Origin of the sequence: Conexibacter woesei DSM 14684, from assembly GCF_000025265.1 — a bacterium.
Lineage (GTDB): Bacteria > Actinomycetota > Thermoleophilia > Solirubrobacterales > Solirubrobacteraceae > Conexibacter > Conexibacter woesei.
Map to the genome: position 1 here is coordinate 2,442,627 of NC_013739.1, position 19,313 is coordinate 2,461,939.

The 19,313-nt window shown below is 73.2% G+C and carries 15 protein-coding genes; 12 read left to right on the plus strand and 3 right to left on the minus strand.

The window, feature by feature from the left end:
- Window positions 1-45 precede the first annotated feature (45 nt).
- The 7 genes from CWOE_RS11520 (at window position 46) to CWOE_RS34555 (ending at window position 5,798) form a co-directional block, all read left to right on the plus strand.
- Complete coding sequence (locus tag CWOE_RS11520) at window positions 46-1,107, plus strand: methyltransferase (RefSeq protein WP_012933788.1); 1,062 nt, start codon at window positions 46-48, stop codon at window positions 1,105-1,107.
- Between the two features lie 5 nt (window positions 1,108-1,112).
- Window positions 1,113-2,135, plus strand: coding sequence for a GNAT family N-acetyltransferase (locus CWOE_RS11525; protein WP_012933789.1), 1,023 nt, complete (start codon window positions 1,113-1,115; stop codon window positions 2,133-2,135).
- Window positions 2,136-2,144: 9 nt separating this feature from the next.
- Window positions 2,145-3,161, plus strand: coding sequence for an L-threonine 3-dehydrogenase (gene tdh, locus CWOE_RS11530; RefSeq protein ID WP_012933790.1), 1,017 nt, complete (start codon window positions 2,145-2,147; stop codon window positions 3,159-3,161).
- Window positions 3,152-4,435 carry an FAD-dependent oxidoreductase gene (locus tag CWOE_RS11535; protein ID WP_012933791.1) on the plus strand — a complete coding sequence of 428 codons (1,284 nt, stop codon included), beginning with the start codon at window positions 3,152-3,154 and terminating at the stop codon, window positions 4,433-4,435. Before tdh ends, CWOE_RS11535 begins: the two co-directional genes overlap by 10 nt.
- Window positions 4,436-4,602: 167 nt before the next feature.
- Window positions 4,603-4,962, plus strand: coding sequence for a VOC family protein (locus CWOE_RS11540; RefSeq protein ID WP_012933792.1), 360 nt, complete (start codon window positions 4,603-4,605; stop codon window positions 4,960-4,962).
- A 3-nt stretch (window positions 4,963-4,965) separates the two neighbouring features.
- The gene (locus CWOE_RS11545; protein WP_012933793.1) at window positions 4,966-5,313 is read left to right on the plus strand and encodes an ArsR/SmtB family transcription factor; all 348 of its coding nucleotides are present in this window, start codon (window positions 4,966-4,968) and stop codon (window positions 5,311-5,313) included.
- Window positions 5,310-5,798, plus strand: a complete 489-nt coding sequence (locus CWOE_RS34555; RefSeq protein WP_201447206.1) for an SRPBCC family protein — start codon at window positions 5,310-5,312, stop codon at window positions 5,796-5,798. The genes CWOE_RS11545 and CWOE_RS34555 overlap by 4 nt, the downstream gene beginning before the upstream one ends.
- Here CWOE_RS34555 and CWOE_RS11555 read toward each other — a convergent pair.
- Together CWOE_RS11555 and CWOE_RS33850 are read right to left on the minus strand one after the other, a co-directional pair.
- Window positions 5,788-8,532 (minus strand): SdrD B-like domain-containing protein, encoded by a 2,745-nt coding sequence (locus tag CWOE_RS11555; protein WP_012933794.1) that lies wholly within the window; start codon window positions 8,530-8,532, stop codon window positions 5,788-5,790. The genes CWOE_RS34555 and CWOE_RS11555 overlap by 11 nt on opposite strands.
- A gap of 184 nt (window positions 8,533-8,716) precedes the next feature.
- Window positions 8,717-11,467 (minus strand): SdrD B-like domain-containing protein, encoded by a 2,751-nt coding sequence (locus CWOE_RS33850; protein ID WP_012933795.1) that lies wholly within the window; start codon window positions 11,465-11,467, stop codon window positions 8,717-8,719.
- A gap of 173 nt (window positions 11,468-11,640) precedes the next feature.
- Here CWOE_RS33850 and CWOE_RS11565 point away from each other — a divergent pair, with 173 nt between their 5' ends.
- Window positions 11,641-12,915: an ArgE/DapE family deacylase gene (locus tag CWOE_RS11565; protein ID WP_012933796.1), complete on the plus strand. Its 1,275-nt coding sequence runs from the start codon at window positions 11,641-11,643 to the stop codon at window positions 12,913-12,915.
- Here CWOE_RS11565 and CWOE_RS11570 read toward each other — a convergent pair.
- Window positions 12,866-13,939: a LacI family DNA-binding transcriptional regulator gene (locus CWOE_RS11570; RefSeq protein WP_012933797.1), complete on the minus strand. Its 1,074-nt coding sequence runs from the start codon at window positions 13,937-13,939 to the stop codon at window positions 12,866-12,868. The two genes, CWOE_RS11565 and CWOE_RS11570, sit on opposite strands and share 50 nt — an antisense overlap.
- A gap of 213 nt (window positions 13,940-14,152) precedes the next feature.
- Here CWOE_RS11570 and CWOE_RS11575 point away from each other — a divergent pair, with 213 nt between their 5' ends.
- Genes CWOE_RS11575 through CWOE_RS11590 form a run of 4 tightly spaced genes read left to right on the plus strand, consistent with a single transcriptional unit; the run spans window position 14,153 to window position 19,312 of the window.
- The gene (locus tag CWOE_RS11575; RefSeq protein WP_012933798.1) at window positions 14,153-15,709 is read left to right on the plus strand and encodes an ABC transporter substrate-binding protein; all 1,557 of its coding nucleotides are present in this window, start codon (window positions 14,153-14,155) and stop codon (window positions 15,707-15,709) included.
- Entirely contained in the window at window positions 15,706-17,496 is a 1,791-nt protein-coding gene (locus tag CWOE_RS11580; protein ID WP_012933799.1) for an ABC transporter ATP-binding protein, read from the plus strand. Before CWOE_RS11575 ends, CWOE_RS11580 begins: the two co-directional genes overlap by 4 nt.
- A complete protein-coding gene (locus tag CWOE_RS11585; RefSeq protein WP_012933800.1) occupies window positions 17,493-18,329 on the plus strand; it encodes an ABC transporter permease in 837 nt (278 codons plus the stop codon). The genes CWOE_RS11580 and CWOE_RS11585 overlap by 4 nt, the downstream gene beginning before the upstream one ends.
- The gene (locus CWOE_RS11590; RefSeq protein WP_012933801.1) at window positions 18,326-19,312 is read left to right on the plus strand and encodes an ABC transporter permease; all 987 of its coding nucleotides are present in this window, start codon (window positions 18,326-18,328) and stop codon (window positions 19,310-19,312) included. The genes CWOE_RS11585 and CWOE_RS11590 overlap by 4 nt, the downstream gene beginning before the upstream one ends.
- The last annotated feature ends 1 nt before the right edge of the window (window position 19,313 follow it).

The following is a 19,313-nucleotide window of genomic DNA, read 5'->3' on the forward strand; positions in this document are numbered from 1 at the left end:
CAGCGTCGGCTGCTGCGTGGCGGAACGTCCCGCTAGGGGGAGACGATGCACGCTTCACAGCTTGCGCACGAGCAGGTGACCTATGTCCCGTTGCTGCGGGTGGCGATGGGCTTCTGGGGTGCGAAGGTGATCGGAGTGGCGGTCGAGCTGGACCTCTTCGGCCGGCTGTCGCGCGCGGGGGAGATGACCGTCGAGGAGATGCGGGCCGAGCTGGGCTTCGGGGAGCGCGCCGCCGACGTGTTCGCGACCGCCTGCGCGTCGCTGGGGCTCGTCGAGCGCGACGGCGAGCGGCTGCGCAACAGCGCCGCTGCTGAGACCTACCTCGTCGAGGGCCGGCCGCAGTACTTCGGCGACTACGTCAAATGGCTCGACCGGCGCGAGTACGCGGTCGCGAGCAGACTGCTCGAGTCGCTGCGCAGCGACGGGCCGGTCACGTGGGAGCGCGGCGAGCGAGACAGCCTGTTCGTGCCCGAGGACGAGGTGCTGCACGCCATCTTCTGGGATGCGGTCGACTCGTACTCGGCGGCGACGGCCGGCGTGCTCGCCGAGACGTTCGACTGCTCGTCGCATGCGCGGGTGCTCGACGTCGGCGGCGGATCGGGGGTCTACCCGATCGAGCTGTGCAGACGCTGGCCGCATCTGACCGCCACCGTCTACGACCTCCCGTTCGTCTGCGACATAGCGCAGCGGCGGATCGAGCGTGCCGGCCTGGCGGAGCGGATCGCGGTCGAGCCGGGGGACTTCCGCGTCGACGAGCGGCTGCCGGGAGGCCATGACCTCGCGCTGCTCGGCTCCGTGCTGCACGACTGGGACGAGCCGGTCAACCGCGCGCTGCTGCGCAAGTGCAACGAGGCGCTCGAGCCCGGCGGCACCGTGGTCGTCGTCGAGATACTGGTCGACGACGACAAGCGCGGGCCGGAGCTGGCCGCCGCGATGAGCGTGAACATGCTGGTCGAGACCGGCGAGGGGAAGAACTACACCGGCGCGGAGATCGAGGCCTGGCTGGGCGACGCCGGCTTCGAGCAGGTGACGACGATCCCGCCGTCGCCGCAGACGCCGAACTCCTTCGTCGTCGGGCGCAAGCCGCCCGCGGCCGCGGGCGGGTGAGCGCGATGACGCTCCAGCTCGACGTGCTGCGCAGCGTCGTCGACGTCGATGCCGAGGACTGGGACGGCCTCGTCGCCGCCGCCGGTGCGCCCGCGTTCTACCACCACGCGTTCCTGTCAGCGCTCGAACAGCTGCCCCTGCACGCGGTCGAGGACCGCGCTTACGTCGTCGGCAGGGACCCCGGCGACGGCACCCTGCGGTGCGGGGTCCCGACCTACCTGGTGCGGGGCGTCGACCCGATGCGCGTGCTCGCGGACCACGTCCCGGAGTGCGCGGACGAGCCGGTCCTGCTGAGCCACGTGTGGCACTGCTACGACGGCTCGCCGCCGGTGCTCGGCGGCGACGAGCACGCGTGGGGCGAGATCGTCGCGACGGTCGAGCGGCTCTCGCGCGAGGTTGGCGCGGCGCGCTTCTGCTTCGCCAACGTCGAGGACGACAGCGAGGCGGCGCGCGGCCTCACGATCGCCGGGATCCGCTGCGTCGAGATCGACCGCCGCTTCGTGCTCGACCTCGCGCCGGTCGCCGACTACGAGGCGTACCTCGCGAGCATCTCGAAAGGCGCGCGCAGCAACCTGCGCCGCTACCAGCGGATCGCCGACGACGCCGGCGTCGAGTTGCGCACGCTCGCGCCCGAGGAGGCGGATCTCGACGCGTTCGTCCAGCTCGCGCGCGGCAACGCGGCGAAGTACGGCAACGCGGCGTACTACGACGAGCAGCGCTTCCCGCGCTTCGTGCGGCTGCTGGGGGAGACCGCGAGGGTGATCGAGCTGCGCCACGAGGGGCGTCTGATCGCTGGCGGGATCGTGCTGATCGACGCCGCGCACGTGCACTGGTGGTCGGTCGGCTACGCCGACCACGCGGTCGAGCGGCTGAGTCCCGCGTACCTCGTCTTCGCCGAGATCGTCCGCATCGCGCTCGCGCACGACGTCCGCTGGGTCGAGTGCGGGCGCCGCAACGAGGCGTTCAAGCGCCGGCACGGCCTCACCCCGCGGCCGCTGAGCGCGTTCGTCTCGCCGGCGCTGAACTGAGGCGGTCCGATGCTCGCGCTGATCAAGCCGGACGCCGCACCGGGACTGCGGCTCGAACACGTTCCCGCGCCCACGCCGCGCGACGGCGAGGTCCTGATCCGGGTGCTGCGCACGGGGATCTGCGGCACCGACATGCACATCTACCGGTGGGACGGCTGGGCGCGCAGCACGATCGCCCCGCCGCTCGTGACCGGCCACGAGTTCGTCGGGACGGTCGTCGAGAACGCCTCCGACCGGCCGCTCGCGCCCGGCGACGTCGTCGGCGGGGAGAGCCACGTCGCCTGCAACGCGTGCCCGAGCTGCCGTGCCGGCGACTTCCACCTGTGCGACCGCACGAGCGTGATCGGCATCCACCGCGACGGCGCGTTCGCCGAGTACGTCGCGCTGCCGGCCGGGAACGTCTGGCCGTGGGCCGAGCCGGTCGACCTCGACGTCGCCGCGATCTTCGACCCCTTCGGCAACGCCGTCCACGCCGCGCTGCACTTCGACCTCGCCGGCGAGGACGTCGCGATCGCCGGCGCCGGGCCGATCGGGCTGATGGCCGCCGCCGTCGCCCGCCACGCTGGCGCCCGCAGCGTGCTCGTCAGCGACGTCAGCGACTACCGGCTGGCGCTCGCGGACCGGCTCGGCGTGCCCGCTGCGCGCACGCTGTCCGAAGGCGGCGCGCAGCCGCCGCGGTTCTCGGTCGGGCTGGAGATGTCGGGCAGCGGCGCGGGGCTGCAGGAGCTGATCGACCAACTCGTCCCAGGCGGCCGGCTCGCCGCTCTCGGCCTGACGAGCGACCGCGTCGAGCTGGACTGGTCGGCGGTCGTCACGAAGATGCTCACGATCCAGGGGATCTTCGGGCGGCGGGTGTTCGAGACGTGGGACGAGATGAGCCGGCTGGTGCGCGAAGGGCTCGACATCGCACCGCTCGTCACGCACCGCTTCGCGTGCGAGGACTTCGAGCGCGCGTTCGCGGCGGTCGCGAGCCGCAGGTGCGGGAAGGTGATCCTCGACTGGGACGGAGGGACGAGATGCGCGTAGGAATCGTCGGCGGCGGCGTCGCCGGACTCACGACCGCCTGGCTGCTCGCCGGAACGCACGACGTCGTCGTGCTGGAGGCACGTGGCCGGCTCGGCGGCAACGTGCGCGACGCGGACGTGGAGATCGACGGCGCCGAGCTGCGGATCGATGCCGGGGCGCAGCACATATCGCCGGAGCTGTTCCCCCGCTTCGCGCGGCTGCTGGAGCTGCTGGAGCTGGACGGCGACCTGATCCCGGCGCCGCAGTCGTTCACGCTCGCCGTCGAGGGCATGCCGCGCCCGCTCGTCGTCACGCCGCACACGCGCGCGGACGGCTGGCCGCGCGAGATCGTCGCCGACGGCCCGGAAGGCGCGGCGTTCGTCGCGTTCGTGACGCGCGCGGTCGAGCTGGAGGCGCAGGACGCGAGCTGGGAGATCCCGCTCGCCGACGTCGTCGAAGCGATCCCCGCCACCACCGAGCAGCGCGAGCAGCTGATGTACGCCGCCTGCGCGGCGCTCGTCGGCTGCCGTGTCGAGGAGGCGCCGTCGCTGTCGGCGCGCGGGGCGACGGCGCTGCTGGCGCGTGTCCCGCCCGGCACCGCGCCGGACGAGGCGCCGCTGTGGCGCAACCTCCCCGGTGGTCTCGGGCGCGTCGTCGTCGCGCTCGCCGACGCCGTGCCGAACGGCGACGCGCGCGTCGGCGCACCGGTCGCGCAGATCCGCGCGGAGGGCACGGGCTTCGCGCTGCGCGACGGCGCCGGCGGCGCGCACCAGGTCGACCACGTCGTGCTCGCGCTGCCGCCGCTCGCCGCCGCGGAGCTGCTCGATCCGCTCGCCGGCAGCGGCGACCTCGTCGACGCGTTGCGCGCGTTCCGCTACGCCCCGGTCGAGATCGGCATCCACCGCGAGCCGCTGTTCATGCCGGCGCGGCGCGCCCATTGGTCGACGTACAACATCTCCGTCCACGACGGCTGGAGCGACGTCACGATCTGGCTCGGCCCGACCCACGGCGTCGACCTCTTCAAGAGCTGGATCGCCAACCGTTCCGTCCCAGACGACGAGCTGCTCGCGCGCGAGGCGTTCGAGCACCTCTGCGTCACCCCGGCGGCGGTGCGCGCGCGGAGGACGATCGCCCCGCGACAGGCGCAGGGCGGCATCTCGTTCGCCGGCCACCACCTCGTCGACGTCGAGTCGCAGGAGTCCGCCGTCGCCTCCGCCGTCGAGGTCGCGCGCCGTCTCGCCCCGGCGAGCCCGCGGCTCGACGCGCTGCTGGAGGGGCGCGCCGTGCGCGGCTGAGCCGGCGCCGCGCGCCGGCTGCGTCTGTGTCTCAGCGCGCGATGCTGATCGTGCGGCTCTCGGTGAAGAAGTCGCGCGCGGCGCGTCGAGGTGAGCGCGCGACCCGCGAACGTGTAGGTAAAAGCCTACGCTTGACATGTAGGCAGATGCCTACCTATCATCGGCGCATGACGATCTCCCGCATCCGCACCCTCACCGCACCCGTCGCCGATCAGGATCGAGCGCTCGCGTTCTACGTCGACAGCATGGGCTTCGAGGTCCGGACCGACACGGCGATGGGCGAGCTCCGCTGGCTGGAGGTGGCGCCGCCCGGCAGCGACACGGCGATCGTGCTCCACCCTGGGTTCGGCGGGATGCAGCTGCCCGCGTTGACGGGCGTGATCCTGGAGAGCGGCGACATCGACGCCGACACCGAGCGGCTCCGCGGCAGCGGCGTCGAGGTCGACGGTCCCAACGAGCTGCCGTGGGGCCGGCAGGCGACGTTCAGCGACCCGGACGGCAACGGGTTCGTGCTCTCGGCGGCCTGACGCGTGGCTCAGCGCGCGCAGCCCTCGCCCGTCGACCGGCTGTTCGGCGCGCTCGCGAACCCGACGCGGCGCGACATCCTCGGCCTTCTGCTCGACGGGCCGCAGACGGTCAGCGCGATCGCCGAGCGCTACGAGATGGCCCGGCCGAGCGTCTCGGAGCACCTCCGCGTCCTGCGCGAGGCTGGGCTCGTCACCGAGACGCGCCACGGACGCTTCCGCCACATCGAGATCGCGCCCGGCCCGCTGCGGGACCTGCACGACTGGATGACTCCCTACGAGCGGTTCTGGCGCGAGCGCCTGCGTGACATGCACGACGTGCTCGACCGTGAAGCGGCCGCGGAGGACAGATGACCGACGCGACCCCTGCCCGCGGGCACGACGACGACCTGCGCGTGATCGAGGTCGACGAGTTCTTCTCGCATTCGCCCGAGCGCGTCTGGGCGGCCCTGACCGAACCCGCGCTGATGCGGCAGTGGCTGATGGAGACCGACTTCCGCCCCCAGCTCGGTCACCGCTTCACGTTCCACGCGCCGCCCAACCCCAAGACAGGGTTCAGCGGCGAGATCGCCTGCGAGGTGCTCGAGATCGAGCCGTGCAGGCGCCTGCGCATCAGCTGGAACGACGCAATCCGACGCGCTGCTGGACTGGACGGTTACCTGGACACTCGTGCCGGAGGGGCACGGCACGCGGCTGTTCATCGAGCACGCCGGCTTCGACCCCGACGACGCGCACCAGCAGCTCGCCCGCACGATCATGGGCGGCGGCTGGCGTTCGGGCGTGCTGCGACGCCTCACCGCGCTCCTCGATCGCGGGTCGCCAGGCTGACTACCCGGTGACTCTCGGCGCTGCGCTGCGAGGCCGCACGACGGCTCTCGCGTGCGCGGGTCTGACTCTCTGGGCGATCGCGCGGGCACGGTTGACGAGCAGACCGAGCAGGACTCTTCTGCGCAGCTGGGTGAGGACGTTGAACGTCCTCGCCTGGCCGCTGGTCAGGCTGGCGAGGTTCCAGCAGACCTGACGGGCTCTGGGGAATCTTCTGGCGAGTCTGGTCGCGCCGAGCACGTCGAGCAGGCGCGGGAGGTTGTCGCACAGTCTCACGCGGCTGACGGTCTGCGGGCCGGCGTTGCGGATCACCATCGCGAACTGGAGTCTTCTGAGCGTGACTCTGCCGGCGGTCCGCCGTACGAGGTACTTGACGAGCACCATCGGCGCGTTGGGCGACGGTTCGGCGCCCGCGTACTGCGGCTGCGGCGGCGCCGGCGGCGCCAGCGGAGGCTCGACCGGCGGCTCGAGCGGTGGCTGCGGCGGCTCCGGTGGTCTCGGCGGTCTCGGTCTGTCGAAGCCGAAGTCGTAGCTGTGGTCGTTGTGACCGACGGGGTGGGCCGCGACGGAGGCGACGGAGCGGCCGTCGCGCTCGACGCCGTTGGAGTCGATCCGCGGGTTGGAGCCGGCGAACGCCTGCGTCACCGCCCAGCCGTCGAGCGACGACTGCGCGAGCGGGACGCGCACGCTGTACGGCGTGTCCGGCCCGATCGCAAAGACGTACTCGCCGCTGGAGTCCGTCGTCGTGTTGTCGATCACGACGCCGCTGTCGTCGAGCAGCTCGACGACGGTGTCGGCGACCGAACTCTCGCCGGCGTCCTGAAGCCCGTCGCTGTCGACGTCGTACCAGAGGCGGTTGCCGATCTGGACAGGTGCACGGCCGCTGTAGGCGTCGAGGTCGCCGAGCCCGTTCGCCTTCCCGAAGCCCTCGTTCGGCCCTTGGGTGACGTAGTTGCGCAGTCGCCGCGTGCGGATGCCGTCGGCGTTGTCGTACCACAGCAGCCCGTTGTCGTTGCTGATGTCGACGTCGGTCTGCGTCGTGAGCACGTCGCGGAAGCCGGGCAGCTGCAGCAAGCCGCCCTGATACTCGGTCGGCTGGGAGGTCGGCGCGGCGCCGGGGCGCGGGTCGTAGAAGTAGCCGCCTCTGGGCCCGATCGGCCCGTAGTTCGTGCCCGCGCCGAAGCCTCTGACGCCGCCGACGACGCCGCCCGACTCGAGCTCGAAGCCGCCGCCGGCCGCGGGTGACGCGCGCAGCAGGTCGCCTTGGATCGTGGGGCTGATGCCGTTGCCGGACGGCGGGCCCTCGCCGCTCAGCGTGTTGCCGCTCATGTCGCCCATCAGGTCGCGGAAGCCGAGCTGCAGGCTGCCGTCGCCGAGCACCGAGATCGCGGTCAGCTGCGGGTAGGACTCGTCCTGCACCGAGGTCGTGGCGCCGTTGACGACGCGCGTGCCGCGGGTGGTGTCCGACGGCGTCAGCACCGTCGCGCCTCTCGGCGCCTGTGCGGCGAGCGACGCAGGCGTCGGCCACGGCTGCCAGCGGCTGCTGAAGAACTGCGTGCTGACCGCGCCGACCGGGATCCGCTCGTAGGCGAGCGGGACCGACAGCACCTGCGTGAAGCTCGGGCTGCCAGCAGGGTCGCCGACGCGGTAGACGACCGCTCTGAGGTCGGCCGTGCTCTGCGACGCGTCGGCGGCGCAGACGCCGCCGACGTAGGCGGCGCCGCTGACGCGGTCGAAGCCGACGGAGAACGGGCGCCACTCGCCGCCCTGGCAGCCCGGGTCGGGGATCGGCGTCGCGGCGGCCGGTCTGACCGGCGGCGTTGCGTCGAGCGGCAGCCGGTACAGCTGCTTGTCGAAGAGGTTGACGGTGTAGACGTTGCGGTTCTGCGGGTCGACCTCGACGGAGCCGAGCCCGCGCTTGCCGACCGGCTCCCACTGCATGTCGCGGTTCGCCGGCGCTGGGCCGGTCCAGTCGTCGATCGCTCTGCTCGTCGGGTGCGCGTCGGCCCCTGCCTGCAGATCTGCCCAGAGGCTGACCGCGCCGCCCTGCGTGACGCGGTGGATCGCGCCGGCGCCGGCCGGCGTCAGCCCGGTGTAGCGCTTGTAGTAAGCGCCCGCGTACAGCGCGCCGCCGCGCTGGTCGACCCCGAGCCCGAAGATGGTGCCGACCTCGCCGAATCTCGCCAGGACCCGCCGTGACGGCTGGTTGCTCCACAGCGGCGGGGGCGGGCCGGGAGGCGCGTCACCGAGCGGCGTCGTGAAGTACGACAAGGCGCGGATCGCGTCCGCGCCGGTGTTTCTCGCGTCGGTCGGGCCGGCCCACTGCATCGGCAGGTAGACCTCGGGCGCGTCGAACGACCACTCGTGCGGGTGGTGGACGCCGAAGTCGGCGCCTCTGACGACGCTGCTCGCATCGACGAACTGCTCGTCGGAGCGCAGGCCGTTCAGCTGCCGCGTCGGCTGCCACGGCGAGGGCACCGTCAGCTCGATCCGGACACGGCCGTCGGGTGCTCTCAGCGCGTAGCTGCCGTCGGCGGCCGTCGTCGCGGTGTCGGCGACCGCGCCGGTGCCGGTCAGCGCACGCACGGTCAGGCCGCCGACGCCGACGTCGACCGCACCGCTGTCGGGATCGGTGTCGCGCAGGCCGTTCGTGTCGTAGTCGTTGAAGACGCTGCCGGAGACCGTCGCAGCTCCCGCCGGCAGCGCGCACGCGAACACGACCGCCACCGCCGCGACGGGCGCCGACAACCTCCAACGCCTGCTGCGGTCCGTCGATCGGCTGCTGCGCGACTCGGACATGCTCGCCCCCATAGCGATCGGCCGAGAGACGTTCCTACCCATCGTTCGCACAGGACAGACGCGACACGGCGCAACAACGCACCAACCCTCTGGTTCCCTGCCCGAAGTTGGCTCGGCTGCGCTCCCGACCGGCTCAGCCGGTGACTCTCGGAGCGGGTCGTCTCGGCCGCACGACCGCTCTCGCATGCGCCGGTCTGACTCTCTGTGCGACGGCGCGTGCGCGGTTGATCAGGAGCCCGATCAGGACTCTTCTGCGCAGCTGGGTGAGGACGTGGAACTTGCGCGCGTGGCCGCTCGGGAGGCTCGCGAGTCTCCAGCAGACCTGGCGTGCTCTGGGGAATCTTCTTGCGAGTCTGGTCGCGCCGAGGACGGTGAGCAGCCGGGGGAGGTTGTCGCACAGCCGCAGGCGGTTGACGGTCTCGGGGCCGGCGTTGCGCAGGACCATGCCGAACTGGAGTCTTCTCAGGGAGACTCTGCCGCCCGAGCGTCTGACGAGGTACTTGACGAGCACCATCGGCGTGTTCGGCGACGGCTCTGCGCCGGCGTAGGTCGGCTGCGGCGGCGCGGGCGGAGCGAGCGGCGGCGGGACCGGCGGCTGCGGCTCCTCGGGCGGAGGCGGAGGCGGTGGTGGTGGCGGAGGCGGAGGCGGCGGTCTTCTGGCTCTCGTGAAGCCGAAGTCGTAGGAGTGGTCGTTGCGGCCGACCTCGTGCGCGCTCACCGACGCGACGGAGCGGCCGTCCTGCTCGCGTCCGTTGGAGTCGGTGCGGCGGTCGTCGCCGGCGAACGCCTGCGTCACGACCCAGCCGTCGAGTGACGGCTGCGCGAGCGGGACGCGGACGCTGTATCTCGTGTCGGGCGCGATCGCGAAGACGTACTCGCCTCTGGAGTCGGTCGTGGTGTTGTCGATCACGACGCCGTTCTCGTCGAGCAGCTCGACGACGGTGTCGACGACCGGGTCCTCGTCGGTGTCCTGGATCCCGTCGGCGTCGACGTCGTACCAGAGGCGGTTGCCGATCTGGACCGGTGCGCGGCCGCTGTAGGCGTCGAGGTCGCCGAGGCCGTTCGCCTTCGAGAACCCGCCGGCCGAGCCGACGGTGGTGACGACGTTCTGGAACCGGCGCGTCTTGCCGCCGTTCGCGTTGTCGTACCAGAGCAGGCCGTTGTCTCTGATGTCGATCGCGTCGATCTGCGTCGTCAGCACGTCGCTGAAGCCCGGGATCTGCAGCAGACCGCCCTGTTCGTTGGTCGGTCCGGCATCGAAGCCGTGGCCCGGCTGCGGGTCGTAGAAGTAGCCGCCGCCGGGCCCTATCGGCCCGTACCCACCGCTGGAGACGGGGATGAGCCCGAAGCCGGTGCGCCCGCCGACGACGCCTCTGGACTCGAGCGTGAAGCCGCCGGAGCCGTTGGGCGCGGCGCGCAGCAGGTCGCCCTGGGCGACGACCGACTGGTGCGGGCCGGAGCCCTCGCCGGGGACGGCCTGGCCGGACATGTCGCCCATCAGGTCGCGGAAGGAGAGCAGCATCGAGCCGTCGGAGTCGAAGCCGATCGCGGCGAGCTGTGGGTAGGACTCGTCGTAGACGAGCACCGGCCCGCTGGTCGACGCGCGCGTTCCGCGGCTGTCGTCCGGCGGCGACTGGAAGCCTCTGTCGGTGATCGTCGCCGCGGTCGGCCACGGCCGCCAGTTGCTCGTGTTGTCGTGGTTGACCGGCGCGCGGTTCACGCGGTCGTAGCCCAGCGACACGATCTGGGCGATGTCGAACGTCGGGCTGCCCTCGGGATCGCTGACGCGCAGCACGACGGCGGCCAGCTGAGTCGGGTCCTGCGACGTCTCCGCCGAGCAGACTCCGCCGACGTACATCGCGCCGCTGCCGCGCTCGAAGCCGATCGAGAACGGCCGCCAGTCGCCGCCGGGGCAGCCCGGGTCGGGGATCTCCGTGACGGCCGCCGGTGTGACCGGAGGCACGCCGCCAAGCGGGAGCCGGTAGAGGCTCTTGTCGGCCAGGTTGACCGCGTAGACGTTTCTGTCGGCCGGGTCGACCTTGATCGATCCGAGCCCGGCCCGCCCGACGAGATCCCACGATCTGTCGAGGTCGGTCGTGAACCACTGGTTCGTGACCGTGCTCGTCGGGTGGCCGTCGGTTCCGGCCGGGAGTCTCGCCCACGGCAGGACGCCGCCGCCCTGCGTCACGCGGAAGATCGCGCCGGGACCGTCCGCGGTCAGGCCGGAGAAGCGCTTGTAGAACGCGCCGGCGTAGAGGTTGCCCGTGCTCTGGTCGACGCCGATGCCGAAGACCGAGCCGACCTGCCCGAAGCTCGCCAGCACCCGTCTGCTCGGCTCGGCGGCGAACGTGCCGTTCGTCAGCGGATTGGTGAAGTAGTCGATCCCGCGGATCGCGTCGGAGCCTGCACGCACGCCGGACACCGGTCCGGGCGACTGCGTCGGCCAGAACACCGTCGGATCGTCGAACGACCACTCGCGCGGCCGGTGCACGCCGAAGTTCGCGCCTCTCACCGGCGCGGAGGCGTCAACGAACTGCTCGTCGGAGCGCAGGCCGTTGAGCTGCCGCGTCGGCCACCACGGCTGCGGGACGGTCAGGTCGAGACGGACGTTCGCGTTCGGCGCGGTGAGTCTGTAGGTGCCGTCCGCGGCCGTCGTCGCCGTCGCGACGACGTTCGACGCGCCCCGCACCGCTCTCACGGTGAACCCGCCGACGCCCACGTCCACCGCACCGGATCTCGGGTCCGTGTCGCGGATCCCGTTGGTGTTGTAGTCGTGGAAGACCGACCCAGAGATCTCCGCGGCTGATGCTCCCGAAGCGATCGACAGAGCGAGGACGACGCCGATCCCGATCGCACGCGGAACACGTGCGAGCTTCCCCTTCATGGAGCGATGGTCGGCCGAACGCCTCCGAAGTGAAACCAAAAGACCGAGAGTCGGCACGGAGCCGATCGACCGGCGTGGCCGCCTCGTCGCGCCCCAGCCGGTGGTCGTCGTGCGTCGAGACGGCGACAGGCTGTGGCTTGGCGCGGCTCCGCGTCCCGGCGAGCATGCGCCCCATGCCTTCCAGCGATCGACTCGTGGAGCGCCTGTCGGCCGCGGTCGAGCAGCGCCGCGACGAGCTGATCGCGTTCGCGGCTCAGCTCGTGCAGGCGCCGAGCGTGACCGGGGAGGAGGCGCTCGCCCAGCGGCTCGTTTCGGCGGCCGCGCGCGACGCCGGGCTCGACGTCGCCGAGCTGGCGGTCGACCCGGCGAGGGTCGCGCCGCGGCTCGCGAGCGCCGCGCGCGAGAGCTTCGCCACGCGCGGCAACGTCCACGCGGTGCGCCGCGGCCGCGGCGGCGGCCGCTCGCTGCTGCTCAACGGGCACGTCGACGTCGTCCCGGCCGGCGACCCGGCGCGCTGGACGCGCCCGCCGTTCGCCGGCGTCGTCGAGGACGGCCGCCTGTGGGGGCGCGGCGCCTGCGACATGAAGGCGGGGGTCGCCGCGTCGCTGTTCGCGATCCGCGCCGTCCACGACGCCGGCGTCGCGCTGGCCGGCGACGTGGCGCTGCTGACGACGGTCGGCGAGGAGACGGGCGGCGCTGGCGCGATCGCGTGGGCGCTCGACAACGCGGGCGCGGTCGACGGCGTGATCGTCGCGGAGCCGACGCGCGCGCGGATCGCCCCGGCGCACACCGGCGCGCAGTTCTTCCGCGTCACGCTCACCGGGCGCGCCGCCCACGCCTGCATGCGCGAGACGGGCGTCAGCGCGATCGAGCAGTTCGTCTCGCTGCACACGGCGCTGCTCGCCTACGAGGAGGAGCGCAACGCCGCCTTCGGCCATCCGCTCTACGCGGGCCTGCCGACGCGCCCGCTGCCGACGAACGTCGGCGTCGTGCGCGGCGGCGAGTGGCCGGTGACGGTGCCCGAGTCGCTCGCCTTCGAGGGGCGCATCGGGACGGCGCCGGGGGAGGACTCTGCGACCGCACGCGCGGGCTTCGAGGAGCGGCTGCGCCGCTGGACCCAGGCCGACGCGTGGGCGTCGCTGCATCCGCCCGTCGTCGAGTGGCTCGCCGACTTCGCCGGCTCCGAGACGCCTGCCGAGCACCCGCTCGTGACGACGCTCTCCTCGGCCTGCGAGGCCGCGCTCGGCCGCGCTCCGATCGTCGAGGGGATGACCTACGGCACCGACATGGCCCACTTCGTGCGTCTCGCCGGGCTGCCGTGCGTGCTGTTCGGCCCCGGCGACGTGCGCGCCGCGCACTTCACCGACGAGCACGTCGAGCTGGAGCAGGTCGTCGAGGTCACGAAGGCGCTTGCGAGCGCCGTCGTCGCGTGGTGCGGCGCGGTCTGAGCGGCGGGACGCTGCTCGTGCGCACGACGAGGTCGGCCGGGACCGTGCGCGGCGCCTGCGGCTCCTCGTCGCCCGCGAGGCGCGCGAGCAGCAGCTCGATCGCGGCGCGGCCGCGCCGGTCGGAGTGCAGGTCGAGCGCCGTGATCGCCGGCTCGCCGTAGCGCGTCTCGGGGCTGTCGATCCCGCTCACCAGCAGCACGTCCCGCGGGACCTCCAGACCCAGCTCGCGTGCCGCCTGCACGACCGCGCCGGCGTGGCCCTCGGCGAGCACGACGATCGCGTCGGGGCGGTCCGGCAGCGTCAGCAGCTCGCGCGCTCTCGCCTTCGCGCTGCCGACGAGGTCGCTGAAGCTCGCGCGCGCGACGAGCGGCTCGGCCGCGTGCTCGGCGCACCAGTCGCAGTAGGCGTCGACGGAGTCGACCATCCAGCCCCAGTCGCAGATCGCGGCGAGCAGCGCGATCCGTCTGGCGCCGGCGTCGTGCAGGTGGTCGAGCATCCGCAGCGTGTCGCCGCGGTTGTCGCTGGCGACGTACCAGCGCTGCTCCGGGCGGCCGGGGTCGCGCTCGATCGTCACGACCTCGACGCCGAGGTCGTCGAACAGGTCGATCCGCGGGTCGCGCTCCGCCGGGTCGCAGATCACGACGCCGTCGACGTCGAGCTGGCGCAGCAGCGCCGTTCTCTCGACGCTCGGCGTCAGCAGCAGCGCGTGGTCGCGGCCGAACGCGGTGCCGGCGGCGGCGGACGCGAGCAGCATGTAGTAGCTGAGGCTCAGCATCTCGGTCTCGTCGATGCCGAACATCGGCATCAGCAGCGCGAGCGTGTTGCTGCGGCCGGCGCGCAGCGCCCGCGCGCTGCGGCTCGCGCGGTAGTCGAGCCGGGCCGCCTCCGCGAGCACCTGCGCGCGCGTCGCCGGGTCGACGCCGTCCTTGCCGTTGATCGCCAACGAGACGGTCTTGGCGGACACGCCGACGGCGGCGGCGACGTCGCGGATCGTCGTGCGGGCTCTGCCGGCGGGGGAGGACATGGTCTGCACGATAACCAAAGAGCCGGCGATGGTAAACGTTTACCTGTACAGTCGCCGTGTGTTCGAATCGACAACAGCCTGTCGCCGAACCACCTGCGTCGCGTCGACAGCCCGTAGCTTGCCGGCACCTCTCAGCGCGGAAAGCATTCGCCTCCCTTCCTGCACCGACGGCGCGCCTCGGGCAGGAGCCAGCATCAGGGAGAGAGGATCCAGATGAGGACTTCCCGCGTCCTGGCGGCGCTCGCGTGCATCGGCGGTCTCGTCGCCGCCGGCTGTGGCTCCGCCACCACCAACAGCGATCGACCGCTCTCGACGCTGCGCGTCCCGTTCCAGTCGGACGTCCCCGGCGGGGTCGACCCCGACGTCTTCTACGACGTCGAAGGGCTGCAGATCACCAACTCGGCCTACGAGGGCCTGCTCGGCTACGCCGACGACGGCAGACTCGTCGGCGAGCTCGCGACCGATTGGAGAGCGGGCGCCGACGGGCGGACGTACGACTTCACGCTGCGCCCCGGCGTGCGCTTCTCGGACGGGACGCCGTTCGACGCGCAGGCGATGAAGGCGAGCTTCGAGCGCCGCAGACAGGTCGACGCCGGCCCCGCCTACATGCTCGCCGACGTCGAGCAGGTGGAGGCCCTCTCCCCGAGACGTCTGCGCGTGCGCCTGAGCAGACCGAACGCGGCGTTCCTCGACCACCTCGCCAGCCCCTACGGGCCGAAGGCCGTCAGCCCGACCGCGGTGCAGCGCCACGCCCGCGACGGCGACCTCGCGAAGGGCTGGCTGCAGACGCACACGGCCGGCACGGGCGCGTACGAGCTGACCGAGGCGGTGCCGGGGCAGCGCTTCGTGATGCGCGCCTCGCCGACGTGGAGACGCAGCAAGCCGACCGTGCGCGAGGTGCAGTTCACCGTCGTCCCGGACGCGGCGACGCAGGTCACCGAGCTGCGCGGCGGCCAGCTCGACCTCATCACGCACGGCCTCACGACCGCCGACGTGCAGGCGCTGCGCGGGGCCGGCGGCGCGAAGGTGACGACGCGCCCCTCGACCCTGCGCATGATGCTCTACCTCAACACCGCCGCGGGCACGCTGCGCGACGCTGAGGTGCGGCGCGCGTTCCTGAAGTTCGTCGACCGCGACGCGCTCGTCGACACCGTCTACGGGGATCTCGCGCGGGCGAGCGACAGCTTCTACCCGGACGGCACGTCGATCGCGAGAGCGGCGCCGCTCGACGTGCCGGTCGACCCCGACCAGCTCAGAGCGCTGTCGTCGCGCTTCACGGAGCCGCTCGTGATCGGGGCGGTGCAGGGAGACGGCCCCGCCGCTGGCCAGATCGCCCAGCTGCTCCAGGGACAGTTGCAGCAGGCAGGCATCAAGGCGACCACACGCGACATCCCGCTCGCGCAGGTGTACGACCTCACGACGCGCCCCTCCGCGCGCCCGGACGTCCTGATCGTCACCAACGTCCCTGACGACCTCGCGCCCGACAGCTGGTCGCGCGTCTACCTGCGCACCGGCGGCTCGGTCAACTGGCTCTCCTGCTCGGTGCCGGAGGCCGACCGGCTGATCGACGAGGCGGTCGTCGCTCGCGGCGCCGCCCGTCAGCGAGAGCTCGGCGTCGAGGCGGCCGCGGCGTGGATGGAGCACGGCTGCGTGCTGCCGCTCGCCGAGCTGCAGAACGTGACGGTCTCGCGCAAGGGCGTCGAGAACGTGAAGGGCGGCCCGGCACGGCCGTTCGCGGTCGACGTCGACAAGCTGCGGCAGGCGAGATGACGGCGGCAGCCGCCAACCCCTGCGCGTCCGTCCGCGACCTGCACGTCACGCTCACGCGCCGCGGACGCGACGTCCGCGCGCTGCGCGGCGTCGACCTCGAGATCGCGCCGGGCGAGGTCGTCGCGCTCGTCGGCGAGTCCGGGTCGGGCAAGTCGGTGCTCGGGCTGGCGCTGCTCGGCCTGCTGCCGGCCGCCGCCCGGCCGCGCGCGACCGGGAGCGTGATCGTCCGCGACTTCGACATGCTCGGCCCCGAGCCGCAGCGCCGCCGTGCGCGGCGCTCGGCACTCGGCGCCGTCTTCCAGGACCCGTCGTCGGGCCTCGACCCGACGATGACGATAGGGCGCCAGCTGCGCGAGGCGGTCGGCGACGCGGGCGCCGACCCGGCCGAGCTGCTGGAACGGGTCGGCCTCGACGCGCGCACGCAGGTCAAGCGCTTCCCGCATCAGCTCAGCGGCGGGCAGCGCCAGCGCGTGATGTTCGCGCTCGCGATCGCGCGCGGCCCGGCGCTCGTGATCGCCGACGAGCCGACGACCGCGCTCGACGTGACGGTGCAGGCGCACGTCCTCGACCTCGTCGGGACGCTGCGCGACGAGCTCGGCTGCTCGTTCCTCTTCATCACGCACGACCTCGGCGTCGCGGCGCGGATCGCCGACCGCGCGGTCGTCCTCTACGCCGGGCGGCACGCTGAGTCGGCGCCGACGCGGCAGCTCGTCGCGCAGCCGCGTCACCCGTACACGCGGGGGCTGCTGGCCTCGCGGATCGAGCCCGACGCGACCGTCGCGACGCCGCTGCGCCCGATGGGCGGCGGGCTGCCCGACCCGACCGCGCCGCCGCCCGGCTGCGCGTTCGCGAGCCGCTGCCCGAGCCAGGTCGAGGCCTGCCTGACCGTCCTGCCGCAGCCGCAGCCGGTCGGCGAGGGTCGCCTCGTCGCGTGCCTGCGCGCCGACGAGCGGCAGGCGCTCGCGGACCCGGCGCCGCTGCCGCCGCACGAGCCGCGGCCGCGCACGGACGAGCACGTGCTGCGGCTCGTCGGCGTCGCGAAGCAGTTCGCCGGCGCCCGCCGCCTGCTCGGCACGGCCGCCGCCGTCCGCGCGCTCGAGCCGACGTCGCTCGACGTGCGGCGCGGCGAGGCGGTCGCGATCGTCGGCGAGAGCGGCTCCGGCAAGTCGACGCTCGTGCGGATCGCCGCCGGCCTCGAACGGCCGGACGCCGGCAGCGTCGAACGGGAAGGGTCGGTCCAGATGGTCTTCCAGGACGCCGGCGGCTCGCTGACGCCGTGGGCGACCGTCGGCCAGCTCTTGGCCGAGCGCGCGCGCCGCGGCGGCGTGCCGTCCGGCGAGGTCGCCGGCCGCACGCGCACGGCGCTGACGCGCGTCGGCCTCTCGCCCGACGTGCTCGACCAGCGCGCCGGCGAGCTGTCGGGCGGCCAGCGCCAGCGCGTCGCGCTCGCGCGCGCGGTGCTCGTGCCGCCCGCGACGCTGCTGTGCGACGAGCCGACGAGCGCGCTCGACGTCTCGCTCGTGGCGACGGTCCTCCAGCTGCTGCGCGCCGTGCGCGATGAGCTGGGGATGGCGATCGTGCTCGTGACGCACGACCTCGCGGTCGCCGCGGCGATGGCCAACCGCGTCGTCGTGATGCGGTCGGGCAGGGTCGTCGAGCAGGGCGACGCGCGCGACGTGCTGCGCCGCCCGCAGCACGAGTACACGCGCACGCTGCTCGCGGCCGTGCCGACGCTCGCGGCGGCGGGAACCGGCAGCGGCGGCGTGTCGCTGGAGGCGAGCGCATGAGCGCCGCGACGCAGCAGCTCGCGGGCGCGCGCCGGCTTTCGCGCCTCGCGCGCCCGCGCCCGGCGCTCGTCTTCGTCGGCGTCGTCGTCGCCGTCTGCCTGCTCGGCTGGCTGGTCGCGCCGCACCCGGTCGACCTGCCCTCGGGCAGACCGCTGACCGGCCCCAGCGGCGCTCACCTGATGGGCACCGATGAAGGTGGGCGCGACATCTTCAGCCGCGTCCTGCTCGGCGCGCGCTCGACGCTCCTCAGCGTCGTCGCGGTGATCTTCGGCTCGCTCGTGATCGGCGGCGTCGTCGGCACGCTCGCGGGGCTCTGCGGCGGCGTCGTCGACTGGGCCTGCATGCGGCTGACCGATCTCTTCCTGGCGCTGCCGGGTCCGGTGCTGGCGATCGCGATCGTGGCCGCGCTCGGCGCGTCGCTGCGCAACACGCTGATCGCGGTGGCGATCGTCTGGTGGCCGCTGTACGCGCGCGTCGTGCGCGGCAGCGTGCGCCAGCTCGTCGCGCTCCCGCACGTCGACGCCGCGCGGATGGCCGGCGCGAGCGGCTGGCGGCTGGCCTGGCGGCACGTGCTGCCGGGCGTGCGCTCGACGCTGCTCGTCGCCGCGAGCCTCGACGTCGGCATGCTCGTGCTGTCGCTCTCGCTGCTGTCGTTCCTCGGGCTCGGGTCGGCGCCGCCGGCTGCCGAGCTGGGCGCGATGGCAGCGCGCGGGATGCCCTACCTGCTGCAGCAGTGGTGGGTCGCGGTCTTCCCGGCGGCGATGCTCGCGCTGATGGCGCTCGCCGGGAACGTCGCCGGCGACCTGCTGCGCGACCGGGGGCTGGAGCGATGACGCGCTTCGTGCTGATGCGCCTGCTCGGTGCCGTGCTGGTGCTGCTGGCGCTGATCGCGGCGGTCTTCGTGCTGCAGCAGATCAGCCCGGCGGACCCGGCGCGCACGCTCGTCGGCGAGCGCGCCTCGGCGGCGACGCTGGAGCGTGCGCGGGAGCAGCTCGGGCTCGACGACCCGCTGCCGGTGCAATACGCGAACTACGTCGGCGACGTGCTGACGGGCGACCTGCAGACGTCGGTCGCGACGCGGCGACCGGTCGTGCAGGACATCGAGCAGTTCCTGCCCGCGACGCTGGAGCTGGTCGCCGCGAGCGTCGTGCTGGCGGCCGTGCTCGGGCTGCTGTTCGCGCTCGGCTCCGCCGGACGCTGGCGCGGGGCGGTGCTGCTGCGCGGCGGCCTGCTCGTGCTCGCGTCGTTCCCGGTCTTCCTGCTGGCGGCGCTGGCGGTGCGCGTGTTCGCCGGCCAGCTCGGCTGGCTGCCCGCCAGCGGCCGCGCGCTCGACCCGTCGCGCCAGGGCTTCCTCGTGCTCGACGCGATCGTCGCGATGTCGCCGTCGGAGCTGGGCGACGCGCTTCAGCACCTGATCCTCCCGGCCGTCTGCCTCGCGCTCGTGCCGGCGGTGGCGATCGGCCGCATGCTGCGATCGGGGATCGAGGAGCAGCAGCGCCGCGACCACGTGCGGACCGCGCGGGCGCTCGGGCTGAGCGAGGGCCAGGTCGTGCGGCGCCACACGATCCGCAACGCCGCCGGGCCGGTGCTCGCGGTCGGCGGGCTGCAGGTCGCCTACCTGCTGGGGACGTCGATCGTCGTCGAGCAGATCTTCGCGTGGCCGGGGATCGGCTTCTACATGTCGCAGGCGATCCAGCGCAGCGACTTCCCGGCGATCGCCGGCGTCAGCCTCGTGCTCGGTGCGCTGTACGTGCTCGTCAACTTCCTCGTCGACGTCGCGCAGGCGTGGGCCGATCCGCGCATCCGCGGGGTATGAG